Annotated in this window: 20 protein-coding genes and 1 pseudogene; 12 read left to right on the top strand and 9 right to left on the bottom strand. The window is 71.4% G+C overall.

Translation table 11 applies throughout. The features are described 5' to 3' along the window. Positions 1–84: 84 nt before the first annotated feature. The 3 genes from deoC to HW130_RS25700 are packed head-to-tail and all read left to right on the top strand — an operon-like array spanning position 85 to position 3,396. Positions 85–1,038: a deoxyribose-phosphate aldolase gene (gene deoC / locus HW130_RS25710; RefSeq protein ID WP_177152080.1), complete on the top strand. Its 954-nt coding sequence runs from the start codon at positions 85–87 to the stop codon at positions 1,036–1,038. A gap of 5 nt (positions 1,039–1,043) precedes the next feature. Next, entirely contained in the window at positions 1,044–2,507 is a 1,464-nt protein-coding gene (locus tag HW130_RS25705; protein ID WP_177152079.1) for an aldehyde dehydrogenase family protein, read from the top strand. Continuing rightward, a complete protein-coding gene (locus tag HW130_RS25700; protein WP_177152078.1) occupies positions 2,500–3,396 on the top strand; it encodes an aldehyde dehydrogenase family protein in 897 nt (298 codons plus the stop codon). Before HW130_RS25705 ends, HW130_RS25700 begins: the two co-directional genes overlap by 8 nt. A 78-nt stretch (positions 3,397–3,474) precedes the next feature. On the opposite strand, the gene HW130_RS25695 is transcribed toward HW130_RS25700, so the two are convergent. Beyond that, positions 3,475–3,891 carry a hypothetical protein gene (locus HW130_RS25695; RefSeq protein WP_177152077.1) on the bottom strand — a complete coding sequence of 139 codons (417 nt, stop codon included), beginning with the start codon at positions 3,889–3,891 and terminating at the stop codon, positions 3,475–3,477. A 118-nt stretch (positions 3,892–4,009) separates the two neighbouring features. On the opposite strand from HW130_RS25695, the gene HW130_RS25690 reads away from it, so the two are divergent. Continuing rightward, positions 4,010–4,648, top strand: coding sequence for a uridine kinase (locus tag HW130_RS25690; protein WP_309140575.1), 639 nt, complete (start codon positions 4,010–4,012; stop codon positions 4,646–4,648). Positions 4,649–4,834: 186 nt separating this feature from the next. Here HW130_RS25690 and HW130_RS25685 read toward each other — a convergent pair whose 3' ends face one another. Continuing rightward, on the bottom strand, positions 4,835–5,572 hold the full coding sequence (locus HW130_RS25685; protein ID WP_177152075.1) for a SigE family RNA polymerase sigma factor: 738 nt from the start codon (positions 5,570–5,572) through the stop codon (positions 4,835–4,837). A gap of 170 nt (positions 5,573–5,742) precedes the next feature. Between HW130_RS25685 and afsQ1 the strand changes: the two genes are divergently transcribed. The 5 genes from afsQ1 to HW130_RS25660 all read left to right on the top strand — a co-directional run bounded on the left by afsQ1 (position 5,743) and on the right by HW130_RS25660 (position 9,660). Further along, positions 5,743–6,420 carry a two-component system response regulator AfsQ1 gene (gene afsQ1 / locus HW130_RS25680; protein ID WP_177152074.1) on the top strand — a complete coding sequence of 226 codons (678 nt, stop codon included), beginning with the start codon at positions 5,743–5,745 and terminating at the stop codon, positions 6,418–6,420. Between the two features lie 40 nt (positions 6,421–6,460). After that, positions 6,461–8,068: an ATP-binding protein gene (locus tag HW130_RS25675; RefSeq protein ID WP_375256586.1), complete on the top strand. Its 1,608-nt coding sequence runs from the start codon at positions 6,461–6,463 to the stop codon at positions 8,066–8,068. A 32-nt stretch (positions 8,069–8,100) separates the two neighbouring features. Next, positions 8,101–8,694 carry a hypothetical protein gene (locus tag HW130_RS25670; protein WP_309140574.1) on the top strand — a complete coding sequence of 198 codons (594 nt, stop codon included), beginning with the start codon at positions 8,101–8,103 and terminating at the stop codon, positions 8,692–8,694. A gap of 90 nt (positions 8,695–8,784) precedes the next feature. Next, positions 8,785–9,372: a VanZ family protein gene (locus HW130_RS25665; RefSeq protein WP_177152073.1), complete on the top strand. Its 588-nt coding sequence runs from the start codon at positions 8,785–8,787 to the stop codon at positions 9,370–9,372. 90 nt (positions 9,373–9,462) lie between these two features. Continuing rightward, entirely contained in the window at positions 9,463–9,660 is a 198-nt protein-coding gene (locus HW130_RS25660; RefSeq protein ID WP_177152072.1) for a PspC domain-containing protein, read from the top strand. A gap of 268 nt (positions 9,661–9,928) precedes the next feature. Here HW130_RS25660 and HW130_RS25655 read toward each other — a convergent pair whose 3' ends face one another. Further along, positions 9,929–10,291 (bottom strand): ATP-binding protein, encoded by a 363-nt coding sequence (locus HW130_RS25655; protein WP_177152071.1) that lies wholly within the window; start codon positions 10,289–10,291, stop codon positions 9,929–9,931. A gap of 144 nt (positions 10,292–10,435) precedes the next feature. Beyond that, positions 10,436–11,572, bottom strand: coding sequence for an adenosine deaminase (locus HW130_RS25650; RefSeq protein WP_177152070.1), 1,137 nt, complete (start codon positions 11,570–11,572; stop codon positions 10,436–10,438). Positions 11,573–11,873: 301 nt separating this feature from the next. Here HW130_RS25650 and HW130_RS25645 point away from each other — a divergent pair, with 301 nt between their 5' ends. Beyond that, the gene (locus HW130_RS25645; protein ID WP_177152089.1) at positions 11,874–12,554 is read left to right on the top strand and encodes a dienelactone hydrolase family protein; all 681 of its coding nucleotides are present in this window, start codon (positions 11,874–11,876) and stop codon (positions 12,552–12,554) included. 144 nt (positions 12,555–12,698) lie between these two features. Here HW130_RS25645 and HW130_RS25640 read toward each other — a convergent pair whose 3' ends face one another. The 3 genes from HW130_RS25640 to HW130_RS25630 form a co-directional block, all read right to left on the bottom strand. Further along, positions 12,699–13,079, bottom strand: a complete 381-nt coding sequence (locus HW130_RS25640; protein WP_177152069.1) for a VOC family protein — start codon at positions 13,077–13,079, stop codon at positions 12,699–12,701. 220 nt (positions 13,080–13,299) lie between these two features. Beyond that, entirely contained in the window at positions 13,300–14,763 is a 1,464-nt protein-coding gene (locus HW130_RS25635; RefSeq protein WP_177152068.1) for an MFS transporter, read from the bottom strand. 124 nt (positions 14,764–14,887) lie between these two features. Continuing rightward, positions 14,888–15,394, bottom strand: a complete 507-nt coding sequence (locus HW130_RS25630) for a nuclear transport factor 2 family protein (protein WP_177152067.1) — start codon at positions 15,392–15,394, stop codon at positions 14,888–14,890. A 493-nt stretch (positions 15,395–15,887) separates the two neighbouring features. Here HW130_RS25630 and HW130_RS25625 point away from each other — a divergent pair, with 493 nt between their 5' ends. After that, on the top strand, positions 15,888–16,388 hold the full coding sequence (locus HW130_RS25625; RefSeq protein ID WP_309140573.1) for a helix-turn-helix domain-containing protein: 501 nt from the start codon (positions 15,888–15,890) through the stop codon (positions 16,386–16,388). Between the two features lie 7 nt (positions 16,389–16,395). Here HW130_RS25625 and HW130_RS36230 read toward each other — a convergent pair whose 3' ends face one another. Further along, the gene (locus tag HW130_RS36230) at positions 16,396–16,542 is read right to left on the bottom strand and encodes a hypothetical protein (protein WP_256356343.1); all 147 of its coding nucleotides are present in this window, start codon (positions 16,540–16,542) and stop codon (positions 16,396–16,398) included. Between the two features lie 47 nt (positions 16,543–16,589). Here HW130_RS36230 and HW130_RS36225 point away from each other — a divergent pair, with 47 nt between their 5' ends. After that, entirely contained in the window at positions 16,590–16,739 is a 150-nt protein-coding gene (locus tag HW130_RS36225; RefSeq protein WP_256356342.1) for a hypothetical protein, read from the top strand. Here the strand turns inward: HW130_RS36225 and HW130_RS36220 are convergent. Further along, a pseudogene (locus HW130_RS36220) lies at positions 16,716–16,934 on the bottom strand (PIG-L deacetylase family protein); the annotation flags it as partial. The gene HW130_RS36225 and the pseudogene HW130_RS36220 overlap by 24 nt on opposite strands. Positions 16,935–17,141 lie beyond the last annotated feature (207 nt).

Raw genomic sequence — 17,141 nt, 5'->3', positions numbered from 1 at the left:
GCGACCGGGGTGCGACCGACCCGTGACCTCTCGGTGCGCCGCACCCCCTGTACAGGTCGCTACGCGCGTAGATATGCTCATCTGGTGACCATGCCCACCAATGCACCAGCATTCGCTGACGTGACCGCGTCCGACAGCACGCTGCGCCGCTTCCTGCACGGGCTGCCCGGCGTCGACGCCGTCGGCCTCGAAGCGCGCGCCGCGTCCCTCGGCACCCGTTCGATCAAGACCACGGCGAAGGCGTACGCCATCGACCTGGCCATCTCGATGATCGACCTGACGACGCTCGAAGGCGCGGACACCCCGGGCAAGGTCCGGGCGCTCGCCGCCAAGGCCGTCCATCCCGACCCGACCGACCGCACGACCCCGCGCACCGCGGCGGTCTGCGTCTACCCCGACATGGTGGCGACCGCCAAGGCAGCCCTCGCGGGCTCCGGCGTCAAGGTCGCCTCCGTCGCGACCGCCTTCCCTGCCGGACGCGCCGCGCTCGACGTGAAGCTCGCGGACGTCCGTGACGCCGTGGCGGCCGGGGCCGACGAGATCGACATGGTGATCGACCGCGGCGCCTTCCTCGCGGGCGACTACATGAAGGTCTTCCAGGAGATCCGGGCCGTCAAGGAGGCCTCCGGCGACGCCCGGCTCAAGGTCATCTTCGAGACCGGCGAGCTCTCCACGTACGACAACATCCGCCGCGCCTCCTGGCTCGGCATGATCGCCGGCGCCGACTTCATCAAGACCTCGACCGGCAAGGTCGCGGTCAACGCCACCCCGGCGAACACCCTGCTCATGCTGGAGGCCGTCCGCGACTTCCGGGAGCAGACTGGGGTACAGGTGGGCGTGAAGCCCGCCGGCGGCATCCGCACCAGCAAGGACGCGATCAAGTTCCTCGTGCTGGTGAACGAGACCGCGGGCGAGGACTGGCTGGACAACCACTGGTTCCGCTTCGGCGCCTCCAGCCTGCTCAACGACCTGTTGATGCAGCGCCAGAAGCTGGCGACCGGCCGCTACTCCGGCCCCGACTACGTGACGGTGGACTGATCATCATGGCTTCCGCATTCGATTACGCACCCGCACCCGAGTCGCGGTCGGTCGTCGACATCGCACCGTCGTACGGCCTGTTCATCGACGGCGAGTTCACCGACGCCGCCGACGGCAGGGTCTTCAAGACCGTCTCGCCCGCCAGCGAGGAGGTCCTCTCCGAGGTCGCCCAGGCCGGCGCGGAGGACGTCGACCGCGCGGTGAAGGCCGCCCGCAAGGCGTTCGAGAAGTGGTCGGCGCTGCCCGGCTCGGAGCGCGCCAAGTACCTGTTCCGCATCGCGCGGATCATCCAGGAGCGCAGCCGCGAGCTGGCCGTCCTGGAGACGCTGGACAACGGCAAGCCGATCAAGGAGACCCGCGACGCGGACCTCCCCCTGGTCGCGGCGCACTTCTTCTACTACGCGGGCTGGGCCGACAAGCTCGGCCACGCCGGGTTCGGCCGGAGGACGACAGAAGGGCACAGCGGGCGGGACCCGAAGCCGCTGGGCGTCGCCGGGCAGGTCATCCCGTGGAACTTCCCGCTGCTGATGCTCGCGTGGAAGATCGCCCCGGCGCTCGCGACCGGCAACACGGTCGTCCTGAAGCCCGCCGAGACGACGCCGCTGTCCGCCCTGTTCTTCGCGGACATCTGCCGCCAGGCGGGCCTGCCGAAGGGTGTCGTCAACATCCTCCCGGGTTACGGGGACACCGGTGCGGCGCTCGTGGAGCACCCGGGCGTCGACAAGGTCGCCTTCACCGGCTCGACCGCGGTCGGCAAGGCCATCGCCCGCCAGGTCGCCGGCACGCGCAAGAAGGTCACCCTGGAGCTGGGCGGAAAGGGCGCCAACATCGTCTTCGACGACGCCCCGATCGACCAGGCCGTCGAGGGCATCGTCAACGGCATCTTCTTCAACCAGGGCCAGGTCTGCTGCGCGGGCTCGCGCCTGCTGGTCCAGGAGTCGGTCCAGGACGAGCTGCTGGCGTCGCTCAAGCGCCGCCTGTCCACGCTGCGCCTCGGCGACCCGCTCGACAAGAACACCGACATCGGAGCGATCAACTCCGAGGAGCAGCTGTCCCGGATCACCACGCTCGTGGAGCGGGGCGAGGCGGAGGGCGCCGAGCGCTGGTCCCCCGCCTGCGAGCTGCCGACGTCCGGCTACTGGTTCGCGCCGACGCTGTTCACGAACGTCACGCAGGCGCACACGATCGCCCGCGACGAGATCTTCGGCCCGGTGCTGTCCGTCCTGACGTTCCGTACCCCGGACGAGGCGGTCGCCAAGGCCAACAACAGCCAGTACGGCCTGTCCGCCGGCATCTGGACGGAGAAGGGCTCCCGCATCCTCGCGGTGGCGAACAAGCTCCGCGCGGGTGTGGTGTGGGCCAACACGTTCAACAAGTTCGATCCGACCTCGCCGTTCGGCGGCTACAAGGAGTCGGGCTTCGGCCGCGAGGGCGGCCGCCACGGGCTGGAGGCCTACCTCGATGTCTGAGTCGATGCGTCTGAGCGTCTTCAAGACCTACAAGCTGTACGTCGGGGGCAAGTTCCCCCGCTCCGAGAGCGGCCGGGTGTACGAGGTGACGGACTCGAAGGACAAGTGGCTGGCCAACGCGCCGCTCTCCTCCCGCAAGGACGCCCGTGACGCGGTCGTCGCCGCGCGCAAGGCGTTCGGCGGCTGGTCGGGCGCCACCGCGTACAACCGCGGCCAGATCCTCTACCGCGTCGCCGAGATGCTGGAGGGCCGCAAGGGCCAGTTCGTGCACGAAGTGGCCAACGCGGAGGGGCTGTCCAAGTCGAAGGCGGCCGCGGTCGTCGAGGCCGCGATCGACCGCTGGGTCTGGTACGCGGGCTGGACGGACAAGATCGCCCAGGTCGTGGGCGGGGCGAACCCGGTCGCGGGCCCGTTCTTCAACCTCTCCACCCCCGAGCCCACGGGTGTCGTGACGATCCTCGCGCCTCAGGAGTCCTCGTTCCTGGGCCTGGTCTCCGTGGTCGCGCCGGTGATCGCGACCGGCAACACGGCGGTCGTGATCGCCTCCGAGAAGTCGCCGCTGCCGGCGCTGTCCCTGGGAGAGGTGCTGGCCACCTCGGACCTGCCGGGCGGTGTGGTCAACGTGCTGTCGGGGCGTACGGCGGAGATCGCGGCCCCGCTCGCCGCGCATCAGGACGTCAACGGCATCGACCTGACCGGCGCCGACGAGATCCTGGCGAAGGAGCTGGAGGTCGCGGCGGCGGACAACCTCAAGCGGGTCCTGCGTCCACAGGCTGTGGACAACGACTGGACGGCCGATCCCGGCACCCACCGCCTGACGGCGTTCCTGGAGACCAAGACGGTCTGGCACCCCACCGGTTCGCTCGGCGCCTCGGGTTCGTCCTACTGAGCCCTCAGCGCGAAGCCCCCACGGCCTCGGCCGTGGGGGCTTTCCCGTGGGCGCTTTCCCGTAGATGTGCCCGGCGCGCTACGGCAGCGCGCGCTTCGCCAGCGGGCCGGCCGCCGGCAGGTCCTCGAGCGCCTGCCCGCGGGTGACGTGGTCCGTCACCAGCGTGGTGCCCACCGGCCTGAAGTCGGCGACCTGGGTGCCCACGGCGTTGTCGAGCGGGTCGACACCGGTGTTCGCCAGCGGGTTGAGCTGGAGGCTCTTGAGTTCGCCGACCCCGTCCACGGACCGGGTGACGGCGCCGGTGAGGGTCGCCAGTGGCGCGGCGACGAGCGGGGCGCCGGGTCCGCCCACGGGCTGGGCGCGGACCGGCTCGGGGGCCGGAGCCGCCTGCGCGGCCGCCGAGCCCGCGCCGAGGGCCGCGCCCGCCGCGGCGACGGTCAGTCCGGCGCGCACGAGCGTGTGGCGCCGCTGGGGGGAAGCTGCATGACGAGCCATGAATTCCTGCCTGTTCGAGTAATCGTGAGCGCACGGACAGTAGTTGAGGTGTGAGACGGGCAACCACCCCGCCTCCGGGGGGTTTCCTGGGCGGCTCCATGCGTCACACTTGTCTTCCGTGAGTTCCCAACCCATCCCGACCCGCGTCGTGCTGCTCGCGGGCCCCTCAGGTTCCGGAAAGTCGTCCCTCGCGGCCCGCACCGGACTGCCGGTCCTGCGTCTGGACGACTTCTACAAAGAGGGCAACGACCCGACGCTGCCCCGGGTGACGGGCAGTGCCGACATCGACTGGGACTCACCGGCGTCGTGGGACGCCGAAGCGGCCGTCGCCGCCATCGTGGAACTGTGCGCCACCGGGCGCGCGGACGTCCCCGTGTACGACATCGCGGCGAGCGCGCGCGTGGGCCGCGAGACACTGGACATCGCCCGCCCCCCGCTGTTCGTCGCCGAGGGCATCTTCGCGGCCGACCTCGTCCGCCGCTGCCAGGAACTCGGCGTACTGGCCGACGCGTTGTGCCTGCGCGGCCGCCCCTCCACGACGTTCCGCCGCCGCCTCGCGCGCGATCTGAGGGAGGGCCGCAAGTCGGTCCCGTTCCTGCTGCGCCGCGGCTGGCGCCTGATGCGCGCCGAGCGTGGCGTCGTCGCGCGCCAGACCGGTCTCGGCGCCCACGCGTGCGGCAAGGCCGAGGCCCTCGGGCGTCTCGCGGACGCGGCGGCCGGCCGCTGCCGTACGCCCGCCGCACGCCAGCCCGCCTGACGGGCCGGCTCGCGCGCGGAGGCCGCGGACATGGGAGCGGGGCCGGACAGAACCCGGTCTGTCCGACCCCACTCCGCTTTCCCCGTGGATCCCCGTGTCCCCCGTGTCCCCGTGGATCCCGTCCCGCCGTCTCCCCCGAAACAGCGGCCCCCGTTTCCCCCGTTGTCCCCCCGTGTCCCTCGGCCTTCAGGCCACCAGCTCGCCGAAGGACTCCTCCTCGTCACGGCCGAAGCTGAGGACCTCGTCCTCGCGCAGCCGGCGGAGCGACCGCCAGATGCTCGACTTCACCGTGCCGACACTGATGTCCAGGATCTCCGCGATCTCCGGGTCGGTGCGGCCCTCGTAGTAGCGCAGGACCAGCATCGTGCGCTGGAGTTCGGGAAGCCTGGCGAGCGCCTGCCACAGGACCGCGCGCAGCTCCGTGCCCCGCATCGCGTCGGTGTCGCCCGCCGTCTCCGGCAGCTCCTCCGTCGGGTACTCGTTGAGCTTGCGCCGGCGCCAGGCGCTGATGTGCAGGTTGGTCATGGTGCGGCGCAGGTAGCCGCCGACCGCCGCCTTGTCGCTGATCCGGTCCCAGGCCCGGTACGTCGAGAACAGCGCGCTCTGCAGCAGGTCCTCGGCCTCGTACCGGTCGCCGGTCAGGTGGTAGGCGGTCGCGTACAGAGAGGCGCGGCGCTCCTGGACGTAGGCGGTGAACGCCGCTTCGGCGTCCGCCGCCCCGGCCTGGCCCGTCCGCTCCCCCGTGGCCTCTCCGTACGCCGCTCCCCCGTCAGGCACGGCCACCATGTAGGTCGCCTTGTGCTGACGCCCGGCGCCGCGAACGCACCCCCGCCCGTTCACCGCGCCGGACTTCTCGGCGCTCCGCGCGACGTCGTGGAGACGCGTGACAACTGCGCTTGAGGTGGTGCTGTGCAGTGCGTTCATCTCGCGCCCCCCGTCGAGTGGAGTCTGCTTCGTTCCGTGTGACAAGAAGCTTGCCCGGCCACTTTCATGGCGGTGTCCGCCGACTGTCACAGGCGCGTCACAGAGGCCGGGGACAACGGTGATGCACCGGGGAGTCGAACGAGGACGACCGCATGGGCCAGAATGGGCCCGTGCCTTTCCTGTTGCTGATCGAGGACGACGACGCCATCCGCACGGCGCTCGAACTCTCCCTGTCCCGTCAGGGCCACCGTGTGGCCACCGCGGCGACGGGAGAGGACGGGCTGAAGCTGCTGCGCGAGCAGCGGCCGGATCTGATCGTGCTGGATGTGATGCTGCCCGGGATCGACGGGTTCGAGGTGTGCCGCCGCATCCGGCGCACGGACCAGCTGCCGATCATTCTGCTGACCGCGCGCAGCGACGACATCGACGTGGTCGTGGGGCTGGAGTCCGGCGCCGACGACTATGTGGTCAAGCCGGTTCAGGGGCGGGTGCTGGACGCCCGTATCCGTGCCGTGCTGCGCCGCGGCGAGCGGGAGTCCACCGACTCGGCGACCTTCGGCTCCCTGGTGATCGACCGCTCCGCGATGACGGTCACCAAGAACGGCGACGACCTGCAGCTCACGCCGACCGAACTGCGACTGCTGCTGGAGCTGAGCCGCCGGCCCGGGCAGGCCCTCTCGCGCCAGCAGTTGCTGCGCCTGGTGTGGGAGCACGACTACCTCGGCGACTCCCGCCTGGTGGACGCCTGCGTGCAGCGGCTGCGGGCGAAGGTCGAGGACGTGCCGTCCTCACCGACCCTGATTCGTACGGTGCGTGGCGTCGGATACCGGCTGGACGCTCCGCAGTGATCCACGGGGTGGGCGCGTGCGCGCCGGACGGGACCGTTCGGTGAGCGGTGGTACGAACAGCGGCGCGGCGGACGGCACGCACGGCGGGGCGGGCGTGCGGCGCGGTCCGCTCGCCGGGCTGCGCCTGACGAGCCTGCGACTGCGGCTCGTGGTCGTCTTCGCGCTGGTCGCGCTGACCGCGGCCGTGTCCGCTTCCGGCATCGCGTACTGGCTCAACCGCGAGGCGGTGCTGACCCGCACCCAGGACGCGGCGCTCGGCGACTTCCGGCAGGAGATGCAGAACAGGGCGGCGGCGCTGCCGCTGCGGCCCACGCCGGCCGAACTGCAGAAGACCGCCGAGCAGATGGCGGGCGGCGGCGACTACAGCGTGGTGCTGGTCGGCGAGCGCGCCGAGGGCAAGCCGATCACCGGGGCGTCCGACCGCGACACCTTCACGATGGAGGACGTGCCGCGGTCGCTGCAGGTCGCGGTGAACGACCGGCAGGACGTCGACGCCGGCAACTCCGAGCCGTACCACCTGTACTGGCAGCGCACCGAGCGCCGCGGCGAGCCCTATCTCGTCGGCGGTACGCGGATCATGGGCGGCGGGCCGACCGGCTATCTGTTCAAGTCGCTCGACCAGGAGCGCCAGGATCTCAACTCCCTGGCCTGGTCGCTGGCCATCGCCACCCTGCTGGCCCTGATCGGCTCGGCGCTGCTCGCGCAGGCCGCCGCCACGACCGTGCTCAAGCCGGTGCACCGGCTCGGTGAGGCGGCGCGAAGGCTCGGCGAGGGCAAGCTCGACACCCGGCTGCGGGTCTCGGGCACCGACGAACTCGCCGAACTGGCACGGACGTTCAACAAGACGGCCGCGTCGCTGGAGAAGAAGGTCGCGGACATGAGCGCGCGGGAGGAGTCGAGCCGGCGTTTCGTCGCCGACATGTCCCACGAGCTGCGCACCCCGCTGACCGCGCTGACCGCCGTGACCGAGGTGCTGGAGGACGAGGCCGACAGCCTCGACCCGATGATCGCCCCGGCCGTGAACCTCGTGGTGAGCGAGACGCGGCGGCTGTACGACCTCGTGGAGAACCTGATGGAGGTCACCCGCTTCGACGCGGGCACCGCACGGCTCGTGCTGGACACCGTGGACGTGGCCGACCAGGTCACCGCGTGCGTCGACGCACGCGCCTGGCTGGACGCGGTCGACCTGGACGCCGAGCGCGGGATCATGGCGCGGCTGGACCCGCGCCGGCTAGACGTGATCCTGGCCAACCTGATCGGCAACGCCCTCAAGCACGGCGGGTCCCCGGTGCGGGTGTCGGTGCGCCCTGGCGACAGCGAACTGCTCATCGAGGTGCGCGACCACGGCCCCGGCATCCCCGAGGACGTCCTGCCCCACGTCTTCGACCGGTTCTACAAGGCCAGCGCGTCGCGACCGCGCTCCGAGGGAAGCGGTCTCGGCCTCTCGATCGCCATGGAGAACGCCCACATCCACGGCGGCACCATCACCGCGGCCAACTCCCCCGACGGCGACGGCGCGGTCTTCGTGCTGCACCTGCCGCGCGACGTGTCCGCGCTCGCTGACTGCGAGGCGGCCGGGTCGGACGACGCGGACAGCGGGACCGGCGGCGGGGACCGCGGCGGGCGGAACGAGGGGGACGCACAGTGATACTCCCCAGACCACGTGCGGGCCGCGGACCGGTGGCCGTGCTCGCCGTGCTCGCGGGTGCCCTCGTGCTCGCGGGCTGCGGGATCAGGCCCACCCAGGTGCCCGTGGACGCCGGGCCGGCGCCCTCGCGGGTGCCGTGCGAGGTGTCGGCCGTGGACATCGCCCCGCAGGCGGGACGCACGGGCATACCGGTCCGGGTGTACCTGGTGTGCGCCTCGCAGCTGGTGTCGGTCGACCGCATGGCCGGCACGACGGAGGAGAAGGCTCCGGCCGACCGGGTCGCGACCGCGCAGGCGCTGCTCGACGAGCTCCAGCGGGAGCCGTCGTCGCCCGAGCACGAGGCGGGCTTCTCGACCTACGTACGCGGTCCACTGCTGCTGAACGCCGGGCGGCGCGACGACCCCACGGGCACCCTGCGCCTGAGCCGCCAGCCGGAGGACCTGCCGCCTGCCGCGCTGGCGCAGATCGTGTGCACGCTGCTGGAGAACGGTGCGGCGACGGCCGGCTCGGTGCTGCTGGGCGGCCCGGGCGAGTACGCCCCCCGCGCGTACACCTGCCCGGACGCGACCAAGGAGCGCCCCGACTCCGCGGTCCCGACGACGGACAGCCCCCGGCCGGGCCGCTGACCCCGCGCGCCGGTCACGTCTGTGTCCGGGCGCGCGGAGCACCCCGGATCGAGCGGAACCGTTTCCGGCGGAGGCTGCGTCTTGGGGGGCGTGCAGCGTCAAGGTTCGGGCGGCCGTGCCGTCATCGTCTTCCGCGCGGCGGGGCTCGTGCTCCTCCTCCTCCATCTGCTGCTCGTCGCCTGGCTGACACTGCGCCCGCGCGACGTGCTGTGGGTGACCGCGGCGAACCTGGAACCGTTCGCCGGCATCGAGGCCTCGCTGGCGCTGGGGCCGCTGGAGGCGGCCCGGCACATCGGCGGAGGTCTGCTCCTTCTCGCGCCGCTCGGTGTGCTGCTGCCCATGGCCGGCGGGCGGCTGGCCGTCTCCCCATGGGCCTCGCTGGCCCGTACGGTCGCCGCCGGCGTACTCCTGTCGCTCGGCATCGAACTGCTCCAGACCGGCGTACCGGGCCAGGTCGTCGACATCGACTCGATCCTGCTCAACACCTGCGGCGTCGCGCTCGCGCACCTCGCCGTCGTCCCCGCGGGCCGCGCGCGGCTGCGCCGCAGACTGCTGCACCCCGGCCGCGGGTCCGCGCTCCGTGAGGGCGGCCGCGGACAGGAGCCCCGGGCCGTGCTCAGGGACGAGGGTTCTCAGGGGGCGACCCCGACGATTCCCAGGGTCGGGATCGCCCCGTAGAGCGACGCTTCGCCCCCCTTCGCGGCGTGACCATGGACGCATCGGGAGCACGACGAGAGGCTCCCCGGACGGTTCTCGAAGGAGCCCACCATGGCCGCACTTGCCCGCCCCCGTAACGGCCGCATGCTCGGCGGAGTGTGCGCAGCGCTGGCCCGACGCTTCGGCATGTCCGCGACGACGATGCGCGTGATCTTCGTGGTCTCGTGCCTGCTGCCCGGACCGCAGTTCCTGCTCTACCTGGCGCTGTGGCTGCTGCTGCCGTCGGAGAAGACGGCCGCCGCCTGGTGACCCATGTCGGAGACGATCCCCCTCCCCGCGTGGCGACGGGGATCGTCCCAGTCGCCCGTGCGACGCCGGACGGTGCCTGATCGCGCCGCCGCTCGCCATCACGCTCGGGCTGGTTCCGACCGACTGGGGTCGGGGCGCGGAGAACGCCTGGCGCCGTCGGCAGGACGGAGGCCGTGCCTCCGGCGCGAACGCCGTGGGGCGCACACCCTGGCCGGGTGTACGCCCCACACGCGGACGGCCGTCGCGGCACGCCGGCACGGCCGGTTCGTCAGCCCGCGAGTCCGCCGGGCAGCAGCCCGCCGCTCAGCTCGCCCGTCTTCAGGCCGCCGATCAGGCCGCTGACCGGCGCGGCCGCGTCGTCGGTCGACAGCACCTTGCCGGTCGTCTGCTGGAGGGCGCCGGGCAGCACGGCGGTGGACTTCGCCAGGGCGGCCTGGCCGCCGGCGAGGGACTGCGGGGCGCCCGCGGGGAGCTTGGCGGCGACCTCCTGGACCGGCGTGAGCTGGGAGACGGCGCCCAGCGCGCCGGTGGTGTCGGGCAGTGCGGGTGCGGCGGAGGCGGTGCCCGCACCGGCAGCGGCGAAGGCGGCGCCGAGGGCGGCGACACCGAGGGTCTTTGCGGAATGCTTCATCTCAGACAATTCCTTGGGGACGGAAATATGAGCGGCTCCGCAAGCTAGTCAGCTTGGCACAGGCACCGCAAACACCGCGAAGCGGCCGGATATTGACGCTTCCGGCCGCTTCGGTGTACGCGTGTCCGCGGGCCCGCCGGACGCTCAGTTCCCGCTCGTGGCGGTCTGCCGGAACAGCCATTCGGATTTCAGCTCGGCATAGCCGGGCTTGATCACATCGTTGATCATCGCCAGTCGTTCATCGAAAGGAATGAATGCCGACTTCATGGCATTGACGGTGAACCACTGCATGTCGTCGAGCGTGTATCCGAACGCCTCGGTCAGGAGCTCGAATTCGCGGCTCATGCTGGTGCCGCTCATCAGACGGTTGTCGGTGTTGACCGTGGTCCGGAAGTGCAGTCTGCGCAGCAGACCGATGGGGTGGGCGGCGTACGAGTCGGCCGCGCCGGTCTGCAGGTTGGACGTCGGGCACATCTCCAGCGGGATGCGCTTGTCCCGCACGTACGCGGCGAGCCGGCCCAGCTTCACGGAGCCGTCCTCGGCCACCTCGATGTCGTCGATGATGCGCACCCCGTGGCCGAGGCGGTCGGCCCCGCACCACTGGAGCGCCTGCCAGATCGACGGCAGCCCGAAGGCCTCGCCGGCATGGATGGTGAAGTGGTTGTTCTCGCGCTTGAGGTACTCGAAGGCGTCCAGGTGCCGGGTGGGCGGGAAGCCGGCCTCGGCTCCCGCGATGTCGAAACCGACGACGCCCGTGTCGCGGTAACGGTTCGCCAGTTCGGCGATCTCCAGGGCGCGGGCGGCGTGCCGCATCGCGGTCAGCAGCGCCCCGACGCGGATGCGGTGCCCGCTCTCCCGGGCGCGGCGCTCGCCTTCCCGGAAGCCGGCGTTGACCGCCTCGACGACCTGCTCGAGGGTGAGCCCGCCCTCCAGGTGCTGCTCGGGGGCATAGCGGACCTCGGCGTAGACGACGCCGTCCTCGGCCAGGTCCTCGGCGCACTCGGCGGCCACGCGGAAGAGCGCGTCGCGGGTCTGCATGACGGCGCAGGTGTGCGCGAACGTCTCCAGATACCGTTCCAGCGAACCGGAGTCGGCGGCCTCGCGGAACCAGATGCCGAGCTTGTCGGGCTCAGTCTCGGGCAGGGCCCCGTAGCCGCTGTCCCGGGCGAGTTCGACGATCGTGCCGGGACGCAGACCGCCGTCGAGGTGGTCGTGGAGCAGGACCTTCGGCGCGCGGCGGATCTGGTCCTGGGTGGGCGAATTGAGGGTCTGGCTCGTCATCTGCGCACTCTAGCCCCTACGCGCGTAGAGCGCGCCCCCCGGCGAGGCCCGTCGATACGTAACAGTGACCGCGCGTACGGGTGGAGTACACCTGGCCTTCTGAGACTGTTGGGCCATGGCACACCACGCACTGCCCCGGTGGCGGGGGCGTCCGGACGGATCGGGCGTCGGGTCGGCAGCCCTACGTGAGACGGCGGTTGGGCGAGTGGAGCGCACCGGACGGACAGCGGCGCAGGCCCGGCTCGGCCGGCTGCCGGGGCGTTCCGGCGCACGCGGCGGCGCGGACGCGGCGGTAGCGGGCGTGGTCCTGCTGCTCCCGGACGGCGAGCCGGAGTCGGAGCGCCGGGCGTCGGCGCTGTCGTACGCGGCGGTGCTCCCGCTGGGCCGCGCGCTGGCGCGGGCGGGCCGCGCGGAGGGGCTGGTCGTGCACTGGGTCCGGTACCGCTCGCGCGGCTGGAACGGACCGGACGCGCGGCTCGCGGCGGACGCGAGCTGGGCGGTGGAGGAGGTCGTACGCCGTTACGGCGACGTTCCCGTGTGCCTGGCGGGACACGGCATGGGCGGCCGGGCGGCCCTGCACGCGGCGGGCCACCCTGCGGTCAACTCGGTGCTGGCGCTGGCCCCGTGGCTTCCCGAGGACGACGTGGCGGCGCCGCCGGAGCCGGTGGAGCAGCTGGTGGGCCGCCACGTGCTGATCGTGCACGGCACGAACGACCGGACGACGGATCCGGAGCTGTCGTACCGGCTGGCGGAACGTGCGAAGAAGTCGAACCGGGACACGTGCCGCTTCGAGGTGCACTCGGACGGGCACGCGCTGCGGCAGTACCAGGAGGAAGTCCTGGCGCTGGCGGCGGACTTCGTGCGGGGCTCGCTGTTCACGCGGACGTACGCGCGCCCGGTGGCGGACGCGCTGGCGGCTCCGCCACCGCTGGGCCTGCGCATGCCGTTGGCAGCGGGCTTCGGCCGCGCCTTGCGCGCCTAGAGTCCGCTGTGTGGCGGTGTGTCGTGATCTCCGAGCAGTGAGGTCTCCGGTGAACGGCTCATCTGCCGAGAAGAACCTCGGACCCGGAGACCTCGTGGCCGCCCACCCTCCGCCCGGCGCGGCCCTCATTGCCGACGAGGGTCGTCAGAGTGGGTTGAGGCGAGGCCTGAGCAGGCAGAACTCGTTGCCTTCCGGATCGGCGAGGACGTGCCAGGACGCCTCCGCGGGCTGACCGATGTCGACGAGTTCGGCCCCGACGGCCAGGAGGCGTTCGAGCTCGGCGTCCTGATCGCGGTCGGTGGCGTTGACGTCGATGTGCAGCCGGGCATGCCCGTTCTTCGGCTCGTCGCTGCGGATGAGGAAGATCGTCGGCTGCGGGCCGCCGAACCCTTCGCGCGGACCTATCTCGATGCAGCCCTCCTCCTCGCGATCGAGCACGACGAAGTCCAGGACCTCGCACCAGAACCGCGCCAGCACCTCAGGGTCGCGGCACTTGAGCACGAGCTCACTGATACGGCATGCCATTGACGAGACCTACTCTCAGGGTGGGAACTGGCGGGCTGGCCGCACGCGCATCTCATGGGCGGCCCCAGGGAGAACATCTTCGGGACCGTACCGGGCGAGGCGAGCGGGGCGAAGTGATTTGAGGCCCTCGCCGATCGACGCTCGCGATCCTCGCCGAGGCGAGGAAGCCTCGTTTCATCCCGACTGCTCGTCGGCTGATTCGCAACTGCCGCCGCACGCGTCAACGCGTGGCGACAGTGCGAGGCAGCAGCAGGACCACCGCCACACCGACCGCCGCGAAGACGGCGCCGAGTGCGAACACGACGGTGAAGGCACCCTCGCTCGGCGGGGCCGAGCCGGTGACCGAGTGGGCGCTGAGGATCGCGATGGCGACCTGGGTACCGATGACACCGCCGACTGTGCGGACGACGGTATTGAGGCCGTTGGCGGTGGCTATCGCATGTCCCGGAGCGAAGCGGGCCACGAGCGACGGCAGTGCCGCAAAGCTGAGGGCGGCGCCCGTCCCCAGCAGTACGGAATCGGCGAGCACCTGCACCGGCGTGGCATGCCAGCGTGCGAGCGCCAGGCTCCCGGCAAGTATGAGCAGAAGTCCTCCGAGCAAGGGGGCGCGGTGGCCGAACGTCCGCTCCAGCACCGGTACGAGCGGTGCCACCAGGACCTGCAGCAGCGCCGAGGGGAGCATGAGCAGGCCGGCGGCGGTGACGGTGAAGCCGAATCCCGACGCGGCGCCCTCGGGCCCGTGCGCCGGCAGTTGGGCGAGCGTCGGCACGAGGAGGAAGAAGATCAGGGCCGCGGCGTAGAAGAGCGCCGCGGCGCAGTGGGTCAGCAGCATCGGCCGGTCGAGGAAGATGCGCGGTTCGAGCAGTGGATACGGCGTGCGCTTCTCGGCCACTGCCAGGGCGGCCAGGAACACGGCAGCGGTGACGAAGAGGCCGAGCACTGGGGCGGAGAGCCATCCGGCGTGCGCTCCCTGGGTGATCGCGAGGAGGAGGGCCACCAGGCCGAGCGAGAGCAGGACGGTGCCCAGCGTGTCCTGGGGTCCCTCCCGGCGCGCGGTGTCGTCGGGGATCCACCGGGCCACCAGCAGGCAGGCGACCGCGATGACGCCGGCGAGCACGGCGAACATCCACCTCCATGACGCGTGGTCGATCAGGAGGCCGCCGATGACGAAGCCCAACCCGGTGCCCGCGCCGATCATCGCGGATACGAACCCGAGGCCGTGGCCGATCCGCTGCGGGGGAAGCAGGGCGCTGATGAGGCCGAAGGACAGGGGAAGTGCGGCCGCTCCGGCCCCCTGCATCGCGCGAGCCATGAGCAGGACCGGGAAGTTCCATGCGAAGGCCGCCAGCACGGTGCCGGCGCCGAAGACGGCGAGTGAGGCGAGCAGGACGCGGCGCTTGCCGCGCCGGTCACCGAAGCGGGCGAGCACCGGAGTGAGCACGGCCCCGGACAGCAGGTAGAGGGTGAACACCCACGCGGCCCAGTCGCCGCTCACCTCGAAGTGCCGCTGGAAGGTGGGCAGGGCCGGAGCGACCAGGGTCTGCAGCAGGCCGTAGGCCAGCACCGCGACGGACAGCGCGGCGACCACACGGCCGGCGGGCGGACGACTGCTCGGGCCGGTGTCCGGGCGGTCGCCCGCGGGCGAGACCGGGGGGAGGGCGGTGGATCGGTCTTCCTGGGACATGACGACCTCTGGTGGGGGACGGGCGACGCAGGGCCGTCATCGCGCCGAGGAGAGCTCGGCGCGACAACGGTGGTCGGCTCCGCGAGGGGGGTGAGCGACTGACAGAGCGGTTCGACCGGCGGAGTTACCGGCCGTCGGGGGCAAGCTCGTCCAGGGTCTGTACGCGCTGGACGATCTCCCACTTGCCGTTCACCTTGCGGAGCTTGTCGGTGTAGGTACCGGTGGCGTAGACGGCGTGCTCCGCCTCGGTCTCCGCGACCCAGTACCAGGAACGGGCCGTGGCTGTCGTGCCGTTGACCTCGATCACGGCGGGTCCGGTCATGTGCCGCTTGCCCTTGGTGAAGCCCTTCTCGGCCAGGTCGATGAACATGGCCTTGATCTCGCTCCGGCCGTCGGCCGAGCCGAACGGACTCCGGTAGCTGCCGTCCTTGGCGTACAGGTTGGCGTAACCGTCGGCATCCCTGAGATCGATGTGCATCTGGTGACGGTCTATCACCTCACGGATGGCGAATCGATCGTTGGGACTGTCACCCTCCGTGGCGGTGGCGTTCCCACCCAGGAACACGCCGACGGCCGCGGCACCGGCCAGGACACCGATGACGGGGGCGGCCGCCCTCCGGATGGTCTTCATGTCGACTCCCTCATGAATTAGTCAAGGAAATGATAGTCACAACAGTGACTAACTTGATCGTATTCCGATCCGGAGGATGGCGTCCAGCGTCGGAGGAGCCGAGGGAGTCGTCAGTGCGGATCCGTGGGACGGGCACCCCGCCGGAAGCCCTCACCCGGGCCGTCGGCGATCACGCCGTTGACGTTGCACAAGCGCCGGATCCCCTCCGGACGCCGACCTGCCGGCCTGGCGCCCACGTCGTGGGCGGGGAGCGGACCCGGGTGGGCACCCACGGCACCCCGGTCTGCATTCCGCCGACCCCGTTCGCGGAACGCGGGTCACCGCCGCACAGTGACCTGGAAACCAACCGCGGACACACCGAATTCCGGCCACGGCGCAACCAATAAGGGGCAGATCCGCGCAAGGCGAGCGAAGGCGGCCCCGACCACCCCCGCTGCGCTGACTATTATTACGGATGGTGACAGTCAATAACGCTTACGAGGGGAGTGCCGTAGTGCGGCGCAGCGAACGGAAGCAAAAGGATCCGGACCTCGGGAATCTGTCCACGCGCCTGCTCTTCTCGATCCAGAAGGAGCTCTTCGAGACGCTGGCCCAGCAGGGTCACCCACAGCTACGGCCACAGCACGGGGCCGTGCTGGGCTTTCTCGACGAGGAGGGCACCCGGGCGACGGAACTGTCCCGGCAGTCGGGCACTCACAAGCAGGTCATCGGCAACCTGATCGACGAGCTGGAGGCGCTGGAGTACGTGGAGCGCAGGCCCGACCCCCGGGACCGGCGGGCCAAGCTGATCGTCCCCACTCGCCGGGGCCGGGACCAGATGGAGAAGTCGGACGCGATCATGGCCGCCATCGAGCAGCGGCATGCAGAGGCGATCGGCGAGCGGAAGTACGCAGTGTTCAAGGGCGCCTTCCGGGAGATCACCGCCCAGCAGCTGGCGCAGTTCGACGAGGTCGCGGCCAGCAGGCGGGAGCCGCGGAAGGGCACCGGTCGCTGATCCCGCCTCACAGCGGGACCACTTCGAAGGCGACCGCCGGCGGCACTCCCGCGCGGCGTCCGGCGTCAGCGGCCCGACGGCGCAGGAACTGCTCGGAGTCGAGGCGTCCCGCGAGGTTGCGGAGGTACGTCTCGTGCGCTGCCAACGACTCCACACCCCGGTCCAAGTGCGCCGTGACGTCGACGAAGTGCTCAGCCGCCGGTGACGAGCCGAACTTGGCACAGCGGACTCCAGACCACAACTGGAGCCCTGACGCAACCGGATGCCGTACTCGACCGTGCCGTCGGGGTGGTCCAGGAACTCGACCCGATCCACCCCGACGGTCCCGGCGGCGGCGACCTGATCGGCTGATCGCACCATGGCGGTGCGCTCGGGAGGCATGGACTCGATCCCGGCCTCACCACGTGTGACCAGCAGGTCGACCACCGCCTTGCCCTGCGCGGTCCCACGGGGGATCGCCGACAAGGCCCCGAACTCCAGGTCGTCCGGGTGAGCCACCACCGCAAGCCCCCGGTACCAGTCCTCAGGCACCTGCTGCCGGAGCATCCCGGAAGTGGTCATATCCTTGACAGTCACGATCCTTACTATACACGTGCTCGATTGAGCCGTTGCTCCGGCCCCTCGTAGGCGTGGATCGGCAACGATGCGCCCTCGGCATGCACGCGGATCCACACTTCCCCGGGCTGAGGGCTGCGGATCGTCCATCTCGGGGGCGGCGCCGGGCCCTGCGGGGGGCAGGGCCCGGCGCCCGGG

The sequence above is a fragment of the Streptomyces sp. PKU-EA00015 genome (assembly GCF_013387495.1).
Taxonomy (GTDB): domain Bacteria; phylum Actinomycetota; class Actinomycetes; order Streptomycetales; family Streptomycetaceae; genus Streptomyces.
Note: the sequence above shows the minus strand (reverse complement) of the source record. Positions and strands in the feature narration are given on the sequence as shown.